This is a genomic window from Halarcobacter mediterraneus (assembly GCF_004116625.1).
In the GTDB taxonomy this organism is placed as follows: Bacteria; Campylobacterota; Campylobacteria; order Campylobacterales; family Arcobacteraceae; genus Halarcobacter; species Halarcobacter mediterraneus.
Window position 1 is genome coordinate 181,834 of the sequence record NZ_NXIE01000002.1, and the last position, 17,918, is coordinate 199,751.

At 27.7% G+C, this 17,918-nt stretch carries 18 protein-coding genes; 6 read left to right on the plus strand and 12 right to left on the minus strand.

Annotated elements, in window-relative coordinates; all coding sequences use genetic code 11:
• Positions 1-30: 30 nt before the first annotated feature.
• On the minus strand, positions 31-1,527 hold the full coding sequence (locus tag CP965_RS05080) for an aldehyde dehydrogenase family protein (protein WP_129060994.1): 1,497 nt from the start codon (positions 1,525-1,527) through the stop codon (positions 31-33).
• Positions 1,528-1,764: 237 nt separating this feature from the next.
• Here CP965_RS05080 and CP965_RS05085 point away from each other — a divergent pair, with 237 nt between their 5' ends.
• Positions 1,765-3,660 (plus strand): FIST N-terminal domain-containing protein, encoded by a 1,896-nt coding sequence (locus CP965_RS05085; protein ID WP_129060995.1) that lies wholly within the window; start codon positions 1,765-1,767, stop codon positions 3,658-3,660.
• A complete protein-coding gene (locus CP965_RS05090) occupies positions 3,657-4,316 on the plus strand; it encodes a response regulator transcription factor (RefSeq protein ID WP_129060996.1) in 660 nt (219 codons plus the stop codon). The genes CP965_RS05085 and CP965_RS05090 overlap by 4 nt, the downstream gene beginning before the upstream one ends.
• Positions 4,317-4,321: 5 nt before the next feature.
• On the opposite strand, the gene pqqE is transcribed toward CP965_RS05090, so the two are convergent.
• The 7 genes from pqqE to CP965_RS05125 form a co-directional block, all read right to left on the minus strand.
• Positions 4,322-5,422 (minus strand): pyrroloquinoline quinone biosynthesis protein PqqE, encoded by a 1,101-nt coding sequence (pqqE, locus tag CP965_RS05095; RefSeq protein ID WP_129060997.1) that lies wholly within the window; start codon positions 5,420-5,422, stop codon positions 4,322-4,324.
• Positions 5,412-5,681, minus strand: coding sequence for a pyrroloquinoline quinone biosynthesis peptide chaperone PqqD (pqqD, locus tag CP965_RS05100; RefSeq protein WP_129060998.1), 270 nt, complete (start codon positions 5,679-5,681; stop codon positions 5,412-5,414). The genes pqqE and pqqD overlap by 11 nt, the downstream gene beginning before the upstream one ends.
• Positions 5,653-6,393: a pyrroloquinoline-quinone synthase PqqC gene (pqqC, locus tag CP965_RS05105; RefSeq protein WP_129060999.1), complete on the minus strand. Its 741-nt coding sequence runs from the start codon at positions 6,391-6,393 to the stop codon at positions 5,653-5,655. Before pqqC ends, pqqD begins: the two co-directional genes overlap by 29 nt.
• A 16-nt stretch (positions 6,394-6,409) precedes the next feature.
• Positions 6,410-7,324: a pyrroloquinoline quinone biosynthesis protein PqqB gene (gene pqqB, locus CP965_RS05110; RefSeq protein WP_129061000.1), complete on the minus strand. Its 915-nt coding sequence runs from the start codon at positions 7,322-7,324 to the stop codon at positions 6,410-6,412.
• A gap of 126 nt (positions 7,325-7,450) precedes the next feature.
• The gene (gene pqqA, locus CP965_RS05115; RefSeq protein ID WP_129061462.1) at positions 7,451-7,525 is read right to left on the minus strand and encodes a pyrroloquinoline quinone precursor peptide PqqA; all 75 of its coding nucleotides are present in this window, start codon (positions 7,523-7,525) and stop codon (positions 7,451-7,453) included.
• Between the two features lie 91 nt (positions 7,526-7,616).
• Complete coding sequence (locus tag CP965_RS05120; RefSeq protein ID WP_129061001.1) at positions 7,617-8,318, minus strand: pentapeptide repeat-containing protein; 702 nt, start codon at positions 8,316-8,318, stop codon at positions 7,617-7,619.
• Positions 8,319-8,371: 53 nt separating this feature from the next.
• The gene (locus tag CP965_RS05125; protein ID WP_129061002.1) at positions 8,372-10,258 is read right to left on the minus strand and encodes a methanol/ethanol family PQQ-dependent dehydrogenase; all 1,887 of its coding nucleotides are present in this window, start codon (positions 10,256-10,258) and stop codon (positions 8,372-8,374) included.
• A 311-nt stretch (positions 10,259-10,569) separates the two neighbouring features.
• Here CP965_RS05125 and pedF point away from each other — a divergent pair, with 311 nt between their 5' ends.
• A complete protein-coding gene (gene pedF, locus CP965_RS05130) occupies positions 10,570-10,977 on the plus strand; it encodes a cytochrome c-550 PedF (RefSeq protein WP_129061003.1) in 408 nt (135 codons plus the stop codon).
• 26 nt (positions 10,978-11,003) lie between these two features.
• Here pedF and CP965_RS05135 read toward each other — a convergent pair whose 3' ends face one another.
• Positions 11,004-11,783, minus strand: coding sequence for an ABC transporter permease (locus tag CP965_RS05135; RefSeq protein ID WP_129061004.1), 780 nt, complete (start codon positions 11,781-11,783; stop codon positions 11,004-11,006).
• A 2-nt stretch (positions 11,784-11,785) separates the two neighbouring features.
• Positions 11,786-12,517 carry an ATP-binding cassette domain-containing protein gene (locus tag CP965_RS05140; protein ID WP_129061005.1) on the minus strand — a complete coding sequence of 244 codons (732 nt, stop codon included), beginning with the start codon at positions 12,515-12,517 and terminating at the stop codon, positions 11,786-11,788.
• A 119-nt stretch (positions 12,518-12,636) separates the two neighbouring features.
• Between CP965_RS05140 and CP965_RS05145 the strand changes: the two genes are divergently transcribed.
• Complete coding sequence (locus tag CP965_RS05145; RefSeq protein ID WP_129061006.1) at positions 12,637-13,095, plus strand: hypothetical protein; 459 nt, start codon at positions 12,637-12,639, stop codon at positions 13,093-13,095.
• A 35-nt stretch (positions 13,096-13,130) separates the two neighbouring features.
• Here the strand turns inward: CP965_RS05145 and CP965_RS05150 are convergent, their stop codons facing one another.
• Complete coding sequence (locus tag CP965_RS05150; protein WP_129061007.1) at positions 13,131-14,312, minus strand: porin family protein; 1,182 nt, start codon at positions 14,310-14,312, stop codon at positions 13,131-13,133.
• Positions 14,313-14,786: 474 nt separating this feature from the next.
• On the opposite strand from CP965_RS05150, the gene CP965_RS05155 reads away from it, so the two are divergent.
• Together CP965_RS05155 and CP965_RS05160 are read left to right on the plus strand one after the other, a co-directional pair.
• Positions 14,787-15,533 carry a quinoprotein dehydrogenase-associated SoxYZ-like carrier gene (locus CP965_RS05155; protein ID WP_129061008.1) on the plus strand — a complete coding sequence of 249 codons (747 nt, stop codon included), beginning with the start codon at positions 14,787-14,789 and terminating at the stop codon, positions 15,531-15,533.
• Positions 15,530-16,423, plus strand: coding sequence for a quinoprotein relay system zinc metallohydrolase 1 (locus tag CP965_RS05160; protein ID WP_129061009.1), 894 nt, complete (start codon positions 15,530-15,532; stop codon positions 16,421-16,423). The genes CP965_RS05155 and CP965_RS05160 overlap by 4 nt, the downstream gene beginning before the upstream one ends.
• Positions 16,424-16,434: 11 nt before the next feature.
• On the opposite strand, the gene CP965_RS05165 is transcribed toward CP965_RS05160, so the two are convergent.
• The gene (locus CP965_RS05165) at positions 16,435-17,841 is read right to left on the minus strand and encodes a leucyl aminopeptidase (protein WP_129061010.1); all 1,407 of its coding nucleotides are present in this window, start codon (positions 17,839-17,841) and stop codon (positions 16,435-16,437) included.
• Positions 17,842-17,918: the final 77 nt, after the last annotated feature.

Here is a 17,918-nt window from a genome sequence, read left to right on the forward strand (position 1 = left end):
CCAGCCCAAATATTATATTTTAACTATCTATTAAAAAAATCCTAAAGCATTTTTACTGTAAGAAGTTAAGATATTTTTTGTATGTCTATAAGAATTTAACATCATCATATGAGTTTCTCTACCAATACCTGATTTTTTATATCCACCAAATGAAGCATGAGAAGGATATAAGTGGTAACAATTTACCCAAACTCTACCTGCTTCAATTGCTCTACTTACTTTATGTAATTGATGCGCATCCCTTGACCATACACCAGAACCAAGTCCATAAATAGTATCATTTGCAATTTCTATTGCTTCTTCTTCATCTTTAAAAGTTGTTACAGCTAGAACTGGTCCAAAAATTTCTTCTTGGAATATTCTCATTTTATTATGACCTTTAAAGATTGTAGGTTTAATATAATATCCATTTGGATGTTTAGCTGATTCATAAGCTTCACCACCGATTAGACACTCAGCACCTTCTTCTTTACCAATTTTAATATATTCTAAAATCTTTTCTTTTTGACTTTGAGAACACTGAGCACCCATCATATTTTCAGTATCCAAAGGATCACCTAATTTAATTGCTTCGATTCTTTCTAATACTCTTTTCATAAATGGTTCATAAATTGATTCTTGAATTAAGGCTCTTGATGGGCAAGTACAAACTTCCCCTGAGTTAAATGCAAATAAAACTAAACCTTCAATTGCTTTATCAAAAAACTCATCGTCTGCATCCATAATTGACTCAAAGAATACATTTGGAGATTTTCCACCAAGCTCTAAAGTAGAAGGAATAATATTTTCAGTTGCATATTGCATAATTAACTGACCTGTAGTAGTTTCACCAGTAAATCCTACTTTTTTTACATCTGGGTGTGTTGATAAATATTTACCTATTTTTCCACCTGAACCATTAATAATATTTACAACACCTTTTGGAAGAACATCTTGAATAGTTTCCATTAATAAAAGAATTGATTTTGGAGTAGCTGATGCTGGTTTCATAACTACACAATTTCCAGCAGCTAATGCAGGAGCCAATTTCCAAGCAGCCATTAATAATGGGAAGTTCCAAGGAATAATTTGTGCAACAACTCCATATGGCTCATAAATTTCTTGTGATACTGTAGTTTCATCTAAATCAGAAACAGTACCTGACTCTGCTCTAATTACTGAAGCAAAATATCTAAAGTGATCAACAACTAAAGGAACATCTGCATTTAAAGTTTCTCTTACTGTTTTACCATTATCTAATGTTTCAGCAATAGCTAAAGCTTCAAGATTTGCTTCAATTGCATCTGCAACTTTATTTAGCATTGTACTTCTTTCTATTACTGAAGTTTTTTTATAAGATTCAAAAGCAGTTTTTGCTGCTTGAACAGCTAATTCAACATCTTCTTCATTTGACCTTGGGATTCTTGTTAAAACATCTCCATCAACAGGAGATACATTATCAAAATATTCACCACTTTTTGGAGCAACCCACTCCCCACCAATAAAGTTCTCATACTGAGGTTTGAAATTTGGTTTATTAAATACCATTTTTTTTCCTTTTAATGTTAATTTAAAACATGAAAAATTTTGTAAGCCAAACTTTTTCTGTAATGAAATTCTACTTTAATTTTATAGCCTCAATATAGCCAATTTTATAGCATGAATATAGCGAAGTATTTTTGTCAACAAAAGCCTTATTCTGTGGGTATAGTAGCATTAACATAGCATTGAAAATTTCTTCCTTTTTTTGTAAATTTTCATTTTATTTTATGCTACAATTATAAGATGAAAACTTACAATTATATATATCAAAATAATCAATTTCAAAATGAAATAGATTATTCTTTATTTAAAAATAAAAAAAATATACTTATACAAATTTTTTGTGGTCAAAACATAAGTACTTTGGAGTATATTACTAATTTATTAAATAAACATCTTCCCCAAGCCATTTGTATTGGTTCTACAACAGATGGAGAAATAAAAGATAATAACGTTTCAACTTTAGGAACAATGGTAGCTATTTCTGTTTTTGAAAATACTACTTTAAAAATATCAATAAAAAATAGTGAGAATTCTTTTGAAAATGGTTATGAAATTGCAAAAGACATTATTACAGATAATACAAAATTAATTATTACTTTTACAGATAGTACTTCTACAAATGGAGAGGATTATTTAAAAGGAATTAGTTCTTTTAATAATTCAATTATGGTTTGTGGAGGAATGGCAGGAGACAATGGAAAATTTTCAAAAACTTATATTAGTGCAGGAAAAACAATAATTGATAAAGGAGCTGTTGCAGTTTCATTAAACTCTGATATTTTACAAGTTAAAAATGATATAAAACATGGTTGGTCTCCTATAGGTATAGAACATACAATTGATAAGATTGAAGGTAATAGAATTTATAGAATATCAGGTATGAAAGCAATTGACTTTTATAAAAAATATTTAGGAAATGGTAACTTACATACTTTTACAGAATTTCCATTAATGATTAAAAAAGCAGGTATATCAATAGCAAGAGCAGCTGTCACAAGATATCCAGATGGAAGCTTAGGTTGTGGTGGTGGATTAAGAGAAGGAGATAAGGTAAGATTAGGTATTGCTGATGCTGAACTAATTATTAATACTCCTTTTAAATATTTAGAAGATATAGACTCTCACCCTACTGAGAGTTTTTTTATTTATTCTTGTATGGCAAGGCGTAGGTATATGCAAAAGCTTACTTTACTAGAAATTGAACCTTTCACTTCAATAGCTACTACTTCAGGTTTTTTTACAAATGCCGAGTTTTTCCATGAAAACAACAAAAATGAATTAATGAATCAAACAATTACCTTAGTTGGTCTTTCTGAAAACCCTCAATCAGTTGAAAAACCTATACTATCTAACAATATTAGTAATACTCAGGATATTTCTTATGCAAAAACAATTCAAGCTTTAACTAGCCTAATTCAACAAAGTGCAAAAGATCAAAATGAACAGGCAATTGCCCTACAAAAACAAATTGAATATTCTGAAACTCTTTTAAAAAATCAAAAATTATTTTTAAAACATTCTGTTCATGAAACAAATACTCCTTTATCTGTAATTATGAGTAATATTGATTTACATGAAATGGAATTTGGTAAAAATAAATATCTAGAAAATATTGAAGTTGCTATTAAAAATCTTTTTTCAATTTATGATGATTTAAGTTATCTTGTAAAAAAAGACCAAGTAGAATATAAGGTTTATACTATTGATTTAATTGATTTTGTTAGAAGTAGAGTAAATTTTTTTAGAAATGTTGCTGCAAATATGACTAATTCAAGATTTTTATTTAGAAGTAATAAAGTTAAGGTTTTTATAGATTTTAGTGAGAGTAAACTCCAAAGAATTATTGATAATACCCTTACAAATGCTATTAAGTATTCTTATGAAGGTGAAATAATAAAAGTAGACTTAGAAAGTGAAGGTGAATGTATAAGGTTCTCTGTTTCAAGTAAGTCAAGAAGGATACAAAATCCTAAAAAAATATTTGAAGAATATTACAGAGAAGAACATTCAAAGGATGGTTTTGGACTAGGTTTAAACTTAGTAAAAAGAATTTGTGAAGAAGAAGGTGTTTTAATTAAAGTAAATTCAAATATAGAACAAACAACTTTTTCTTACTCGTTTAAAGGATGTAAATGAAAATATTATTACTTGAAGACGATATTATGTTAAATAAAGCAATTACTCAATACCTTGAATCAACAGGGCATAAAATTATTTCCGTAATTGATGGAAACTCATGTATAGAGTCTCTAAATAATGAAAGTTTTGACCTTTTGGTATTTGATATAAATGTTCCAGATCAAGATGGTTTATCAATTTTGGAAGATTTACACAAACAAAAAAAGATGGTTCCAACTATATTTATTTCTGCACTTATTGATATAGAAGATATCACTAGAGCTTTTGACATTGGCTGCCATGATTACTTAAAAAAACCCTTTCATTTAAAAGAATTAACCCTAAGAATTAATAAAATTTTAAAAACAAGACTTGTACCACAAGAGCATAAAAGACTTTCGGAATCATATAGTTATGATTCAAAAGAAATGATTTTATATTTTAATAAAGAACCTCATATTCTACCTAAAAGGCAAATCCAAATTATAGATTTACTTGCTGCTAATAGAAGTTTAGTTTGTAATTATGATATGTTTAGAGATTATGTCTGGAATGATGATTATATAGATAATGCAACTATTAGAGCTGAAGTAAATAGAGTTAAAAAAGTTTTAAAAGAGGATTTTATTATAAATATTAGAGGTATTGGTTATATGGTTGAAAGACCTATGTAGGTCTTTTAACTAGAAAATTTAATAGAGTTAATTCTATTTCTATAAATAGGCTTTTCACTACTTACTAAAGCTTCTTCTACTTTTTGTAAAACTTTATTATGATAAATTGATTTATCACAAACAGGGTCAGCTTCATGCATATCACCTGTTAAAGCAAAGGCTTGACATCTACAACCCCCAAAATCTTTTTCTTTTTCAGGACAAGTTCTACAAGTAGATTTCATCCATTTATCACCCCTATAATAATTAAAAGCTTCTGATTCTTCCCAAACTTCTTTTATAGAATATTCTTTAACATTTGGAAATTTCAAAGGTAAAGTATTTGCAGTATTACAAGGAAGAGCAACTCCATCAGGGTTTATTGTCAAAAAAGTACTACCCCAACCATTCATACAGGCTTTTGGTCTTGTTGCATAATAATCAGGTACTACAAAAAAAACTTTCATATCTTTTCTTTTTTCTCGATAATAATCAGTTACTTCTTTAGCTTTTTTCAACTGTTCTTCTGTAGGCAAAAGAGCATTTATATTTTTTAAGGCCCATCCATAATATTGAATATTTGCTATTTCTAAATAGTTTGCCCCTAAAGATTCTGCAAATTCAATTATTTCTCCTACCTCAGCTATATTTTGTCTTGTTATACAGCTATTAACAATAAGTTGTAAGCCATTTTTTTTGCACTCTTTTGCAAAAGCTATTTTATCCTTCAAAGCATTTTTATTATTTGTAATTAGCATAGAAGTTTTTTCATTTGCTGATTGGATTGCTAACTGTACAGTTTTTAAACCTGCTTCTTTTAGCTTTTTTACGATACTTAAATCTCTTCCTAATCCAGAGGTTATTAGGTTTGTATAAAACTTTAAATCACTTGCTTTTTTAACTATTTCTAATAAATCTTTATTTAGTAAAGGTTCTCCTCCACTAATCCCTAATTGTACAGCACCCATATTTCTAGCTTCTTGCAAAACTCTAAACCAATCTTCTTTTTTCATAGAATCTTGTGTTTTAGCAAAATCCAATTGATTATAACAATAAGTACACTCTAAAGGACATTTGTGAGTTAACTCAAGAAGTAACCAAAGAGGTGGCTTAATTTTAGTTTCCATAAAACACCCACTTTCTATTTATTGCTTCTTCTAAAAAGGCTACTACATCTTTTTGTAAATCTTTTATATTGAACTTTTTTTCTAAGATATTTGTAATATCAATTGAAGTATTTGTTCCATCACAAAGATTCATTATTTCACCAGCACTTTGATTTAATTGAACCATTCCTTCTGGATATAAAAGTACAAAACACTCTTGCGCTTCTTCATATTGTAATTGAAAATGTTCATTAATTACTAGTAATTTTTCTTTGTGCATGACAATCCTTAATATTAAAGTAAGGTGGTCTTTTTAATTCATATGCTAAATATAAAGCATCGCAAATAGTCCACAAAATATCTAATTTAAATTGTAAAATTTCACAAGCTCTTTCTTGCAACTGTAAAGTATTAAACTCTTCCAAAGTTAAAGATAGTCCATGTTGAACATCTCTTCTTGCTTCACTTAATCTTTTTTGAAAATATCTTAATCCTTTTTGTTCTATCCAAGGATAATTTTTAGGCCAAGTATCAAGTCTTTGTTGATGAATTTGAGGTGCAAACATTTCAGTTAAAGAAGACATAGCAGCTTCTTTCCAAGGAGATTGTTTTGCAAAGTTTACATAAGCATCAACAGCAAATTTAACAGCTGGTAAAACAAATTTATGAGAAAGTAAATCCTCTTTTTTTAAACCAACTGCTTCTCCAAGTTCTAACCAAGCTTCAATTCCTCCACCCACACTATCATGGTCTATAATTCTATCAATCCACTTTCTTCTATCTTCTAACGGTGGATTATTTGACATAATTGCTGCATCTTTAATAGGAATAGCTGTTTGATAATAAAATCTGTTTGCAACCCAACCTTGTATCTCCTCTTTTGAACACTCGCCTTGATACATTCTTATGTGAAAGGGATGATGAATATGATACATTCGTCCCATATCTCTTAATTTTAATTCAAAATCATTTTTATTTAGTACTTTACTCATCTGTTCTCCTTTAGTTTTATATTTCTATACTCATTCCATCATAAGATATCTCTATATCATGGGAGATAAGTTCAGTATATTCTTTACTTGTTTCATCTAAAATTGGATTTGTGTTATTTATATGAATTAATATTTTTCTAGGTTTATCTAAAGTATCTAGTATTTTAATAAGTCCATGTTCTCCAGATAATGGTATATGTCCCATATCTGTTCCAAGTTTTTGTGAAAATCCATTTTTTATCATTTCATCATTTGTCCACAAAGTTCCATCAACTAATAAAATATCAGCTTGAGACATTTCTTTAATAATATGTTTTTCTAAAACTCCTAAACCTGGAAGATAAAAAAGTTTTTTACCTGTAAGTTTATTTTTCACTACTATTCCAATATTATCTCCACTTCTAGGTTTATCTCTATATTTAGAATATGGAGGCGCATTTGAAATAAGAGGAAGTGCATAAAATTCATGATTAGGCATAATAGGAAGTTCAAAAGATTTTGAATTTGGAATAATTTCATTATAAATAGTTCCTCCTCCATCCCAATGCTCTAACATTTTAAATAAAGGGAAAGAAGTATTAAGTTCTTCATTAACTTCTTTAGTACAATAAACTTCATGGGGACAGCCTTCTCGTAGCATCAAAAGTCCAGTAGTATGGTCAATTTGAGCATCTATAAAAATAATTGCTTTAATTTTAGTTTCTCTTGGTTTTGTAGGATGTAAAAAAGATGAATTATGTATTTGTTCCAAAATATCAGGGGAAGTATTAAATAAAACCCAATTTTCACCATCTTCACTAATAGTAATAGAACTTTGAGTTCTTCTTTTTATACTCTTTTTACCTTCTCTATAACCTTTACAATTATTACAATTACAATTAAACTGAGGAAGTCCTCCTCCTGCACTAGAACCTAAAATTTCTATTCTCATTTTTTGTTTCCTTTATTCTTTATAAAAAGTTAAAAAAACCTTTTATAAAAAATAAGTCGGGAGTACCCGACTTATAAATATTTAAAATTAGGGATAAGATTAAAATCGTTTACATTATATATGTTCTTATTCATGACAAATATACATTGTAACTTCAAAACCAAATCTATTATCAACAAATGTAGGTGTTTCCCATTTCATGTTTGTTCCCTCCTTTCAAAGTTTATTTATAAAAGTATATAAAAGAAATATAGCAAGAATATAGGCATTATATTTTTGCTATCTTTTATTATTACCAATCAACTGGACAATTAATACATTTATCCATTAAAACATCTGCAAAATTACCATAATGCAATCTTGCTCCTGTTAAATTTGCTTTATATAAAGAAGAGTTAGGAATTTTAACTTCCTGTAAATTTGCATTTGTGAAGTTTGAACCTGAAAAATCTATACTTCCCATTCTTGCTGCTTCTAAATTAGAAGCTTGAAAATTACAATCTTTCATACTTGCTCCACTCATTCGTGCAAAATTTAAGTTTGCACCATAAAATGATGCTCCATCATACTTTCCACCTTGTCCAAAAAGTGCCCAAGCATTTACTCCATCAAAATTTGCATTATAAGCTTTTGTAGCTCTAATATTTGCATGCCTTAAATCTGCCCTTGCTAAATTCACATTTTCTAAATTAGTCCTACTCATATCTGATTGGTTTAATATTGCATGTCTTAATTTAGCATTTTTAAAATTTGCACCTTTTAATTTAGAATGACTTAAATCAACTCCATCTAAAACTGCACCTTCAAAATTTGCACCCTCTAAATTAGAATCTTTTAAATCCAAGTCTGATAAGTTTTGATTACTCAAATCAACATTAGGACAATTTGTTTTAGGTTCTAACTTACATCCATTTATAGTAGGATAAAGTTCTTCATTAATGTCAGCCTTACAAAAAGAAAAAAACACTAATAATATTAAAATCATATTTTTCATAACTCACCTTTATAAGTAGATAGTAAAACTACTATCTACTTTTTATATAAAACTTATTTTTTTATTTTGAATACCCAGAATGATCCACCCTGAGAAACTGTTTTAGTTAATTTAGCCATGTCTCCACCCCATAAAGGAACAGCTCCACCATAACCACTTGCTAAACCAATGTATTGTTCTCCATCTTCTTCCCAAGTAATTGGGCAAGAGATAATTCCTGAACCAGTTTGGAATTTCCATAACTCTTCACCAGTTTTTGCATCAAATGCTTTTACATAACCTTCACCAGTTCCAGTAAATACAAGTCCACCTTTAGTAGCTAAAACACCAGCCCATAATGGAAGTTTTTCTTTATGAGACCATACAATTTCACCTTTAACAGGATCAACAGCTCTTAAAACACCTACATGGTCATCATAAGTTTTTTTGATTTTAAACCCTTGACCTAAATATGCAGCACCTTTTTTATATTTAATAGGCGTAGTCCAATAGTCTTCTTCCCAATGATTTGCACCAAGATAAAATAATCCTGTATCTTGTGAATATGCCATTGGATTCCAGTTTTTACCACCTAAGAATGGAGGAGCAACTTGAATAGCTTTACCTTTACTTTCTCCTTCTTTTGGAAGAGGTGGATATTGATTTATATCAACTACAGGTCTTCCTGTTTTTTCATCAATATGACTTGCCCAAGTGATTTTATCAACAAAAGGGAATGCTTTTATAAATCTTCTAGCTTGATCTTCTCTTTGATGTTTTGCTTTTTTCATATTTTCTCTATTAATTACATAGAAGAAACCATTTCTATCTGCATGAGCTGTAGCTTTTATAGTTTTTCCATTTTCTACATAATCAAATAAAACTAATTCATTATTACCAGAAAAATCCCAACCATCATTTGGAGTATGTTGGTAGAACCATTTAATATCTCCAGTTGTTGGATCAATTCCAATTTGTCCTGAAGTATATAAACTATCCCAATCTCTTGGATCTCCACCATCAGCAGTTCTTTCCCATGTATTCCATGGTGCAGGATTACCTGTTCCTATAATAATAGTATTTGTTTTTACATCATAACTAGCACTTTGCCAAGGAGCACCACCACCATGACTCCAAGCTGTTTTTTTACCAGTTGGGTTTTTAGGATCATTTGGCCAAGATGGAGCTTTAGGATCTCCTGATGGAGTAGATTTTTTCCCATTTAATCTACCATAATGTCCTTCAACAAGCGGTCTCATCCAAACTTCTTTTCCTGTATCAGGATCTAATGCAAATAATTTACCTAATACACCAAACTCATCTCCAGATGAACCATGTACTAGAAGAACTTTTCCTGTTTTTTTATCTTTTACAATTGTTGGAGCACCAGTCATTGTATAACCATCTTTGTAGCCTCTTTTTGGATTATCATCATATCCAAATCTTTTTTTCCAAACTACTTTTCCAGTATCTTTATTTAAAGCTACAATTCCTGCATCTAGTGTTCCAAAGAATACTTTATCTCCAAAAATTGCAGCACCTCTATTTACAACATCACAACAAGGTCTAATATCCCCTGGTAACCTATGACTATATTCCCAAATTCTTTTTCCTGTTTTTGCATCTAATGCAAATAATCTTGAATAAGAACCCGTTACATAGATTATTCCATCATGAACTAAAGCTTGTGACTCTTGTCCTCTTTGTTTTTCCCCACCAAAAGAATAACTCCAAACTGGCACTAAATCTTTTACAGTTTTAGTATTTATTTGAGTTAATTTTGAGTATCTTTGTGCTTTAGGTCCCATACCATAACCTAAAACATTTTCTGTACTCTCTTGGTCATTTAGAATATCATTCCAAGTTACCTTACTAGTTTTAGTATCAGCAAAACCAGCCTGAACCCCAAGTAAACCAAGAAGTGTTACAGCTGCAACCTTCCTTACTAAGTGATTACTCATCTTTTTCTCCTATATGAAAATTTATAGTCTACTTTTTAAAACTCTTTATTTATGAGAAAGTAAAGTATTTTTAAAAAGATTACGTAATCTTAATGTAGTTTTATAGCTTAAATTTAGCCAATACAAAAAAACTTTTCTAATTATTGATTTTTTGGGAGAATATTATAAAAATAAAATATTTATGAACTATTTTTTTTCATTATATTGCTTTATTTATGCTATAAAAGTATCTCTTAGAACCTATTTCATGGCTATAATCAGGCTATAAAAGCAAGATATACTTTCACTAATAATTTTAAAAGGAGAACAATATGAGCATTATAAATAAAATTACATGTTCACTATTAATAACTTCTACTTTAGCATTTGCTCATGGTGATGCTGCACCTCAAAAAGTAGATACACAAGGTTTACCAGAAATTGGATATGACGTATATACAAATCCTTTTTCTGGAAATGAAAAAGCAATAGAAGTAGGTAAAACTGCATATAATCAAAATTGTGCTAGATGTCATGGTTTAGAAGGAAAATCAGGTGGAATTGCACCAGATTTAAGATTATTAACAGATGGAGATGATGAATATTTTGCGGGTATGGTTAGAGCTGGAGTTGTTAGAAATGACAATGTATATATGCCTCCATTTCCAGATGATATAATTCCTAATTCTGCACTTTGGGCTATTTATAGCTATTTAGAAACACTTCCTGAAGAAGATTAAAACATAGTTATACTATGTTTTAATCTTTATTTATTTACCTTTTTTACTTTAAAACCTAAAAATGCAATTACTAATGAAACAATAAAAGAACAAAATAATATTAATAAAGAGTACATATCAATTTGAAAATATAAACTATGTCTTATTGCTTCAATCATATATGTAAAAGGATTGAAACAAGAAATCTTATATATTAAAAAAGAGGCTTCTTTTATTTGAGATAAAGGATATAAAGCTGAACTTAAAAAAAACATTGGAAAGATAACAAAATTCATCACTGAAGCAAAATTTTCTAACTCTTTAATAACTGAAGATAAAAAAAGTGCAAAAGCATTTAAAATTATTGAAGATAAAATTATAAGAGGAACAGTCAGAATAATAGCAAAAAAGCTAATTTCAATTCCATATATTCTTGCTACAATTAAAAAAGTCAAAGCTTGTATTGTTGAAACTATTGAAGTAGCAAACATTTTACAAAAAATAAGATAATTTCTATTTATATAAGAAGCTAATAAAATTTTCATACTACCCATTTCTCTATCAAAAATCATAGTTAAAGAACTTTGCATTCCATTAAAAAGTATAACCATACCTACTAAACCGGGAATAATATAAGTTTCATAATCCACTGCTTTTTCATAAGGAGAAGTTAGTATTAATTCTAAACTTGGTTTTAGACCTATTGAAAAGATACATAACCATAATAATGGTCTAATTAAAGCTGAAAAAAATCTACTTTTTTGTTTAAAAAACCTTATTAACTCTTTATAAACTATACCTTTTAGGCAATTAAAATATATATTCATTTTTATTCCATTATTTCATTAAAGATATCTACTAAATTCTTTTGTTCATATTTCAAAAGCAAATTTTCAACCTTTGTTTGTTCAATAATTTCTCCATTTTTAATTAAAGCTATGCTATCTTTATTTTCTACCTCATCAAATAAGTGACTAATCCAAAGAACTGATAAGTTTTTATATTTAACTAATTGTCTTACATAATCTAAAATATCAAATCTTGCTTTTAAATCAAGTCCTACTGTTGGTTCATCTAAAAGTAAAAGTTTTGGTTTGTTTATTAAGGCTCTTAGTATTTCAACTTTTCTTCTTTGTCCTCCACTTAAATTCCTTGCTGGAGTATCAAGAAATTTATCTAAGTTTAGTTTTTCTATTTCTTTTTTAATACTTTCTAAACTCTCTTCAAAGGCAAGCCCTTTTAATGCTCCATAATAATATAAGTTTTGTTTTACTGTTAAATCTAAATCCAAAGTAGCTTCTTGAAAAACTACTCCAATATCTTTTAATGACTTTGTATAATTTTCTATAGATTCACCATTTATAAAGATTTTTCCATCTTCAAGTTTTAATAATCTTGTAATAAGAGAGAAAATAGTTGACTTTCCTACTCCATTTAATCCAAGTAAAACAAAAAACTCACCCTTTTTAATATTAAAAGTTACATCATTTAATATCTGTTTTTTTCCATAAAAGAAATTTACATTATTAAATTCTAAAATATTCTTTTCACACTTATTCATAAAGACTTCTTTCTATATTTATTTTATATTTTATTACAAATTTATAGCGTCAATTTAGCCAGATGCTAAACTACAGCTATAAATTTTTCATATACTTAAAAAAATAAAAAGGTGAAAAAATGTTTAAAAAAGTTTTACTCTTATCTCTTATCTTATTAACACTCCTATTTTCAAAAGAAAAAAATAATTCTTATATAAAGTATAAAATAGAAAACAATAATATTGAAACTGCTTATATGTTTTTAAAAAGTGAACTTTTAGCAAATGGCTACAATATAGTATATGAAGGTGACTTTGCAAAACTTACAAAAAAAGTAGGAAAATTATTAAATAAAGAAAGTAAATTAAGTTTTGGTAAAAAAATTGCTTTTTGTAAAGGCTCATTAAGTTTTAAACTACTTGATGAAAATATAGATAATATAGTTTTTTGTCCTTTTAGTATAGCAGTTTATAAAGAAAAGAAAGAAGCACATTTTTATATTTCATACATAAATTATAAAGCTTTAAAAAAAGATGAAAAAATAATAAAACAAATAAATAAAGATATAAAAAGAATTATAGAAAAAGTGATTTTTTAAATAAAAAGATTCATAAGAATCTTTTTATTTTATGATTAAAAATTAATCTCAACTGCTGCAACTATAGTTTCAATATCTTTTAAATTATCCTCATCGAAATTTCCTTTTGCATATCTAAGAGTAACATTCGTATGTTTTGTAAGTTTATAAGAGACTCCTAAATTGTACTCTGTTATTTTTATATCTTCATTTATATTATTAAAACCCATATCATCAATTGAATGATGTGCTAAATTTCCTTCAAGTGTTAAATCTTTGTTCATTTTATATCCAAGATTTAAAGCAAATAATCTTGTATCTCCATAAAAACCAACTCTTCCTAATGCTGCCATTCCTAAATCATCATTAGTTAAATAAGATACTGGTAAATCTGGACCTGAAACATATCCTTCTTCTGTAGTAAGCGCTGCAATTCCAACTTTTAATGGTCCAAAATTTCTTGCTACATTTAAATATGCTCCAAACATTTTTTCATCTACAATTCCTGATGAATATTTGTCTCCTGTTCTTTTTTCTACTTGTGCTTGAATTTCAAATCCTGAATATTTTCCTAAAGCAAAAGCATTAAACATATGGCTATTAGCATCAGCAAAACCATCTGGGACTTCTGTATTATTTTGTAAATATACATATCTTCCACCTAATAGCATTTCATCTATTGTAATTTGCCCACCAACAGAATAAGCATCAAAATCGCCATCTCCTGTACCACTAATTCCTAAACTTGAACTTTGATTAGTTACAGAACCTTCAACAGCTTTATAATCAAAGGCATATAAAAGAATATCTGGACGAGGATTGTATCCTACATATGCCAAATCAATAGGGTCTCCATTACTACCATAAAATTTTGTACCATAGCTATCTTCAATTCTACCAGCTAATAAAAATTTATTTTCATTAAAAGGAACCGTTACATAAGCTTCATCCCAGGTAAACTCATCATTATCATTATTTCCCCAAGCATTATTATCTGCAACAATTCTTGTATGAATTTTTACCACCTCATCAACTGTAAAATCAAGATTTAATCTAAGTCTTGATTCAAATTCTTGTTTATCCATATTTAATCCAGCAGAACTATCTCCTTCTACAGAAACACCTCTTACTCTAACATCTCCACTGACCTTTAAATCAGATATTAAATCTAATTCCCCAGCATTCATTGATGTTAATACCACTGACGTAAGTAAACTCAATAAACCAAGCTTCTTCATCCTTTTCCCCTTATGATAAATTCAAAGTTAATAAATAAACTCCACTCAAAATTCATTTATCAAAACTTTATGGGGAAAATCATAACTCTTCGATATAGCTAGATTATAGCAAGCAAAGAAATTAATAAAATTCAATAATTTATTTATAAAAAGAATCAATATAAAAATGGCTTTTATTAATAGATTTATAATCTATTAATATTTTTTAAAAAAATAAAAATATTGTTTTGATTTTTTTATCTTTATTTTTTAATAATCTTATTGCTATAAAACTATTGATAATTTAGACTTTTCTATTTTTTTCTATTTTAAATTAAGACAAACACCATAAAATCAACTGTTTATAAGATTTTATTTTTATATTTAAAATAATATAAATGGCATTTATAGCATTAATTTAGCATAAGAACATAGCTATAATAAGGCTATAAAATAAGAATATAATTTTAAAAATCAATTTTAAAAGGATTTCTTATGCTACGAGTATTACTTCTTATAATATTTCTTTTTGCAAGTATTAATTTATATGCAAAAAACCCTATTTCATCACCAAACTTTGATGATATTAGGAAAGAAATAATTGCTGATGAAAAGTATGTTTTTGATGATAAAAATATACTTATAAAAGTTCCAAAATTTGCAGATAATCCACTTCAGGTTCCTATTTTTGTAGATGCAAAAAAAATAAAAAATGCAAAAAGATTAATACTTTTTGCAGACTTTAATCCTATTACAAAAATTATAGATATGGATTTAGAAAAACTTTTACCCATAGTTTCATTAAATATTAAAGTTGCTCAAGAAACACCAATAAGAGCCCTAGTTTTAGATAAAAATGGTCTTTGGCATATTGGAAGTGAAAATATAAAAAGTTTTGGTGGAGGATGTTCTGTTGGTAGTCTTTCTTCTTTAAATGAAGAATTAAAAAAACTTTTGGGAAAGGGTAAGATTTCAGTTTATAAAAACAATACTACTTTTAAAATAAAAAGTTCAATCTTTCATCCAATGGAAACAGGATTAGTTTTTGGAAATGAAGAATTTTATATAAATAAAATAAGAATAAAAACAGATAAAAATATAGTTTTATCAACTATAAAAACCTATTCATCAATTAGTGAAAACCCTAGATTCACTTTTGAAACAAAAGAAGAAACAAAAAACTTTATATTAGAACTTCATGATACATCAGGAAATGAATTTCTTTTAAGTAGTAAAAAATGAGAGTTTTTATACTAATAATAGCCTTTATTGCAGTAACTTCTGCAAAAGACTTTGATTATAACTTAAAGGCTATTCAACTAGCAAAGAATAGCTATTATATTTATGGCAAAGAAGAATACTTTTCTATACAAAATGGTGGAGATATTGCTAATGTATCATTTATAGAAACAAATAAAAGTGTTATACTTATTGATACAGGTAGTTCTTTTGCCTATGGAAATCAAGTAAAAAGACTTATTGAAGAAAAAACTAAAAAGCCTGTAAAACATATAATAAATACCCACCATCACTCAGATCATTTTTTAGGGAATAATGCTTTTAAGAATGCAACAATTTATTCAGATAAATTCACTGCAAAAGAAATAAAAAAAAATGGAGAACTTTATATAAAGAATTTAGTTGCCCTATTAGGTGAAACTATGAAAGGAACTAAGATAAAAAATGTGGACATAATACTACAAAATGATAATAAAGATTTTGATGGATATAAGTTACACTTTTTTTATCTTAAAGGTCATACAAAAAGTGATTTAGTTATTTATGACAAAAATACAAATATCCTATATGCTTCAGATTTAGTTTTTAATAATAGAGCTTTGGCAACTATAGATGCTAATTTAAAAGAATGGGTTAATAGTCTAAACTTATTAAAAAAAATAGATTATGATATTTGTGTTCCAGGACATGGGAAAGCTTTTAAAGATAAAACTCCTCTTGATTTAGATATCAAATATCTAAATTTTTTAAAAACAACTTTAGAATATGGAAATAAAAATGGCTTAAATGTTTTTGAGATTTTAGATTTAAAAGTTCCTAAAGAGATAAAAAACTTTTCAATGTTTGAAGAAGAGTACGAAAGAAGTATTATAAACCTATCTAATAAGCAGTAAAAGTGAAACTTTTACTGTCTTAAAAAATCTACAATAAGTCTAACTCCTGCTCCTGTTGCACCATAAGGATTATAGCCCCAAACCTTATCTCTGTAAGCTGGTCCAGCTATATCAAAGTGCAACCACTTTTTCTTGTTTTCTTTTTTTATAAATTTATCCAAAAATAATGAAGCTGTAATAGTTGCACCTGCTTTTGAAGAGGTTGAGTTAGCAATATCAGCAACTTCACTTTTTATCATAGTAGGTAAATATCTATTAAAAGGTAGAAAACCTACTAATTCACCAGAACTTTTAGCTGCTTTTTTTATCTTCTTTTTTAATTTTCCACTATGTCCTAATACTGCATTTGTATATTCACCTAAACCAATAATACAAGCACCTGTTAAAGTTGCAAAATCAAATATATAATCGATATCTTCAATTTTATCTTGAGCATAACATAAACAATCCGCTAAAACAAGTCTTCCTTCAGCATCTGTATTTTTAACTTCTATGGAAATACCATTTTTTGCTTTTAATACATCATCTGGTTTAAAAGCATTTCCTCCTATCATATTCTCAACTGCACCTAATATTCCATGAACTTCATATTCGCAATTTATAGCTTTTAAACAACTCATTATTCCTAATACAGCACTTGCACCACTTTTATCACATTTCATTGAAACCATTCCTGCTGCTGGTTTTAAACTCAAACCACCTGAGTCATAAGTTAAGCCTTTTCCTACAAGAACAATTTTTCCTTTTGATGCTTTAGGTTTATAGCTTAAATGTATTAATTGGCTTTCATGTCTTGAAGCTCTTCCTACTGCATACATAGCATTCATATTATTGTTTATTAAAAACTCTTCCCCATAAACTTTACACTCTAAATCATTTTTACTAGCTACTTCTAAAGCTTTGCTACTCATAGTTTTTGGATAAAAATCTTCAGGAGGAGTATTTACAATATTTCTTACCATATTTACACTTTGACAAACAGCTAAACTAAGATTTAATTCAGTTTCAAGTTCTTCATAGATTTTTGAACTTCCTGTTGGGTCTATATATATCTTTTTTTTATTATGATGTTTTTTAGTTTTAAAAGTATCAAAAGAGTATGAACCCAAAATCAAACCTTGAATAATTGATTCTAAATCAAACTCAAAATCTTCTTCAACTAAAGAGATATTTATTTTTTCAAATTTTGTTTTATTTAAAAACCTTATTGTATGACTAAAAGCTATTTTTATATCTTCTTTTTTTAATTTTGAAACTCCAACAAAAAGTCTATTTCCTAGTAGTTGAACTTGCCCTTCTAAAGCTTTAAAGTTTAAATCTTTTAATAATTTTTTTTCTTCTAAATTACATTTTTTTAGATTTTTAATTACTTTTATCTCTAAGTCAAAATTTCTAGTATTTGTAAGTTGTATATTCATCTAAAATCCTTTGTAGAATTTTATCAAAAATATTCATATGAAAGATTAATTTTAATTTTTTATATCAAAAAGCAAAG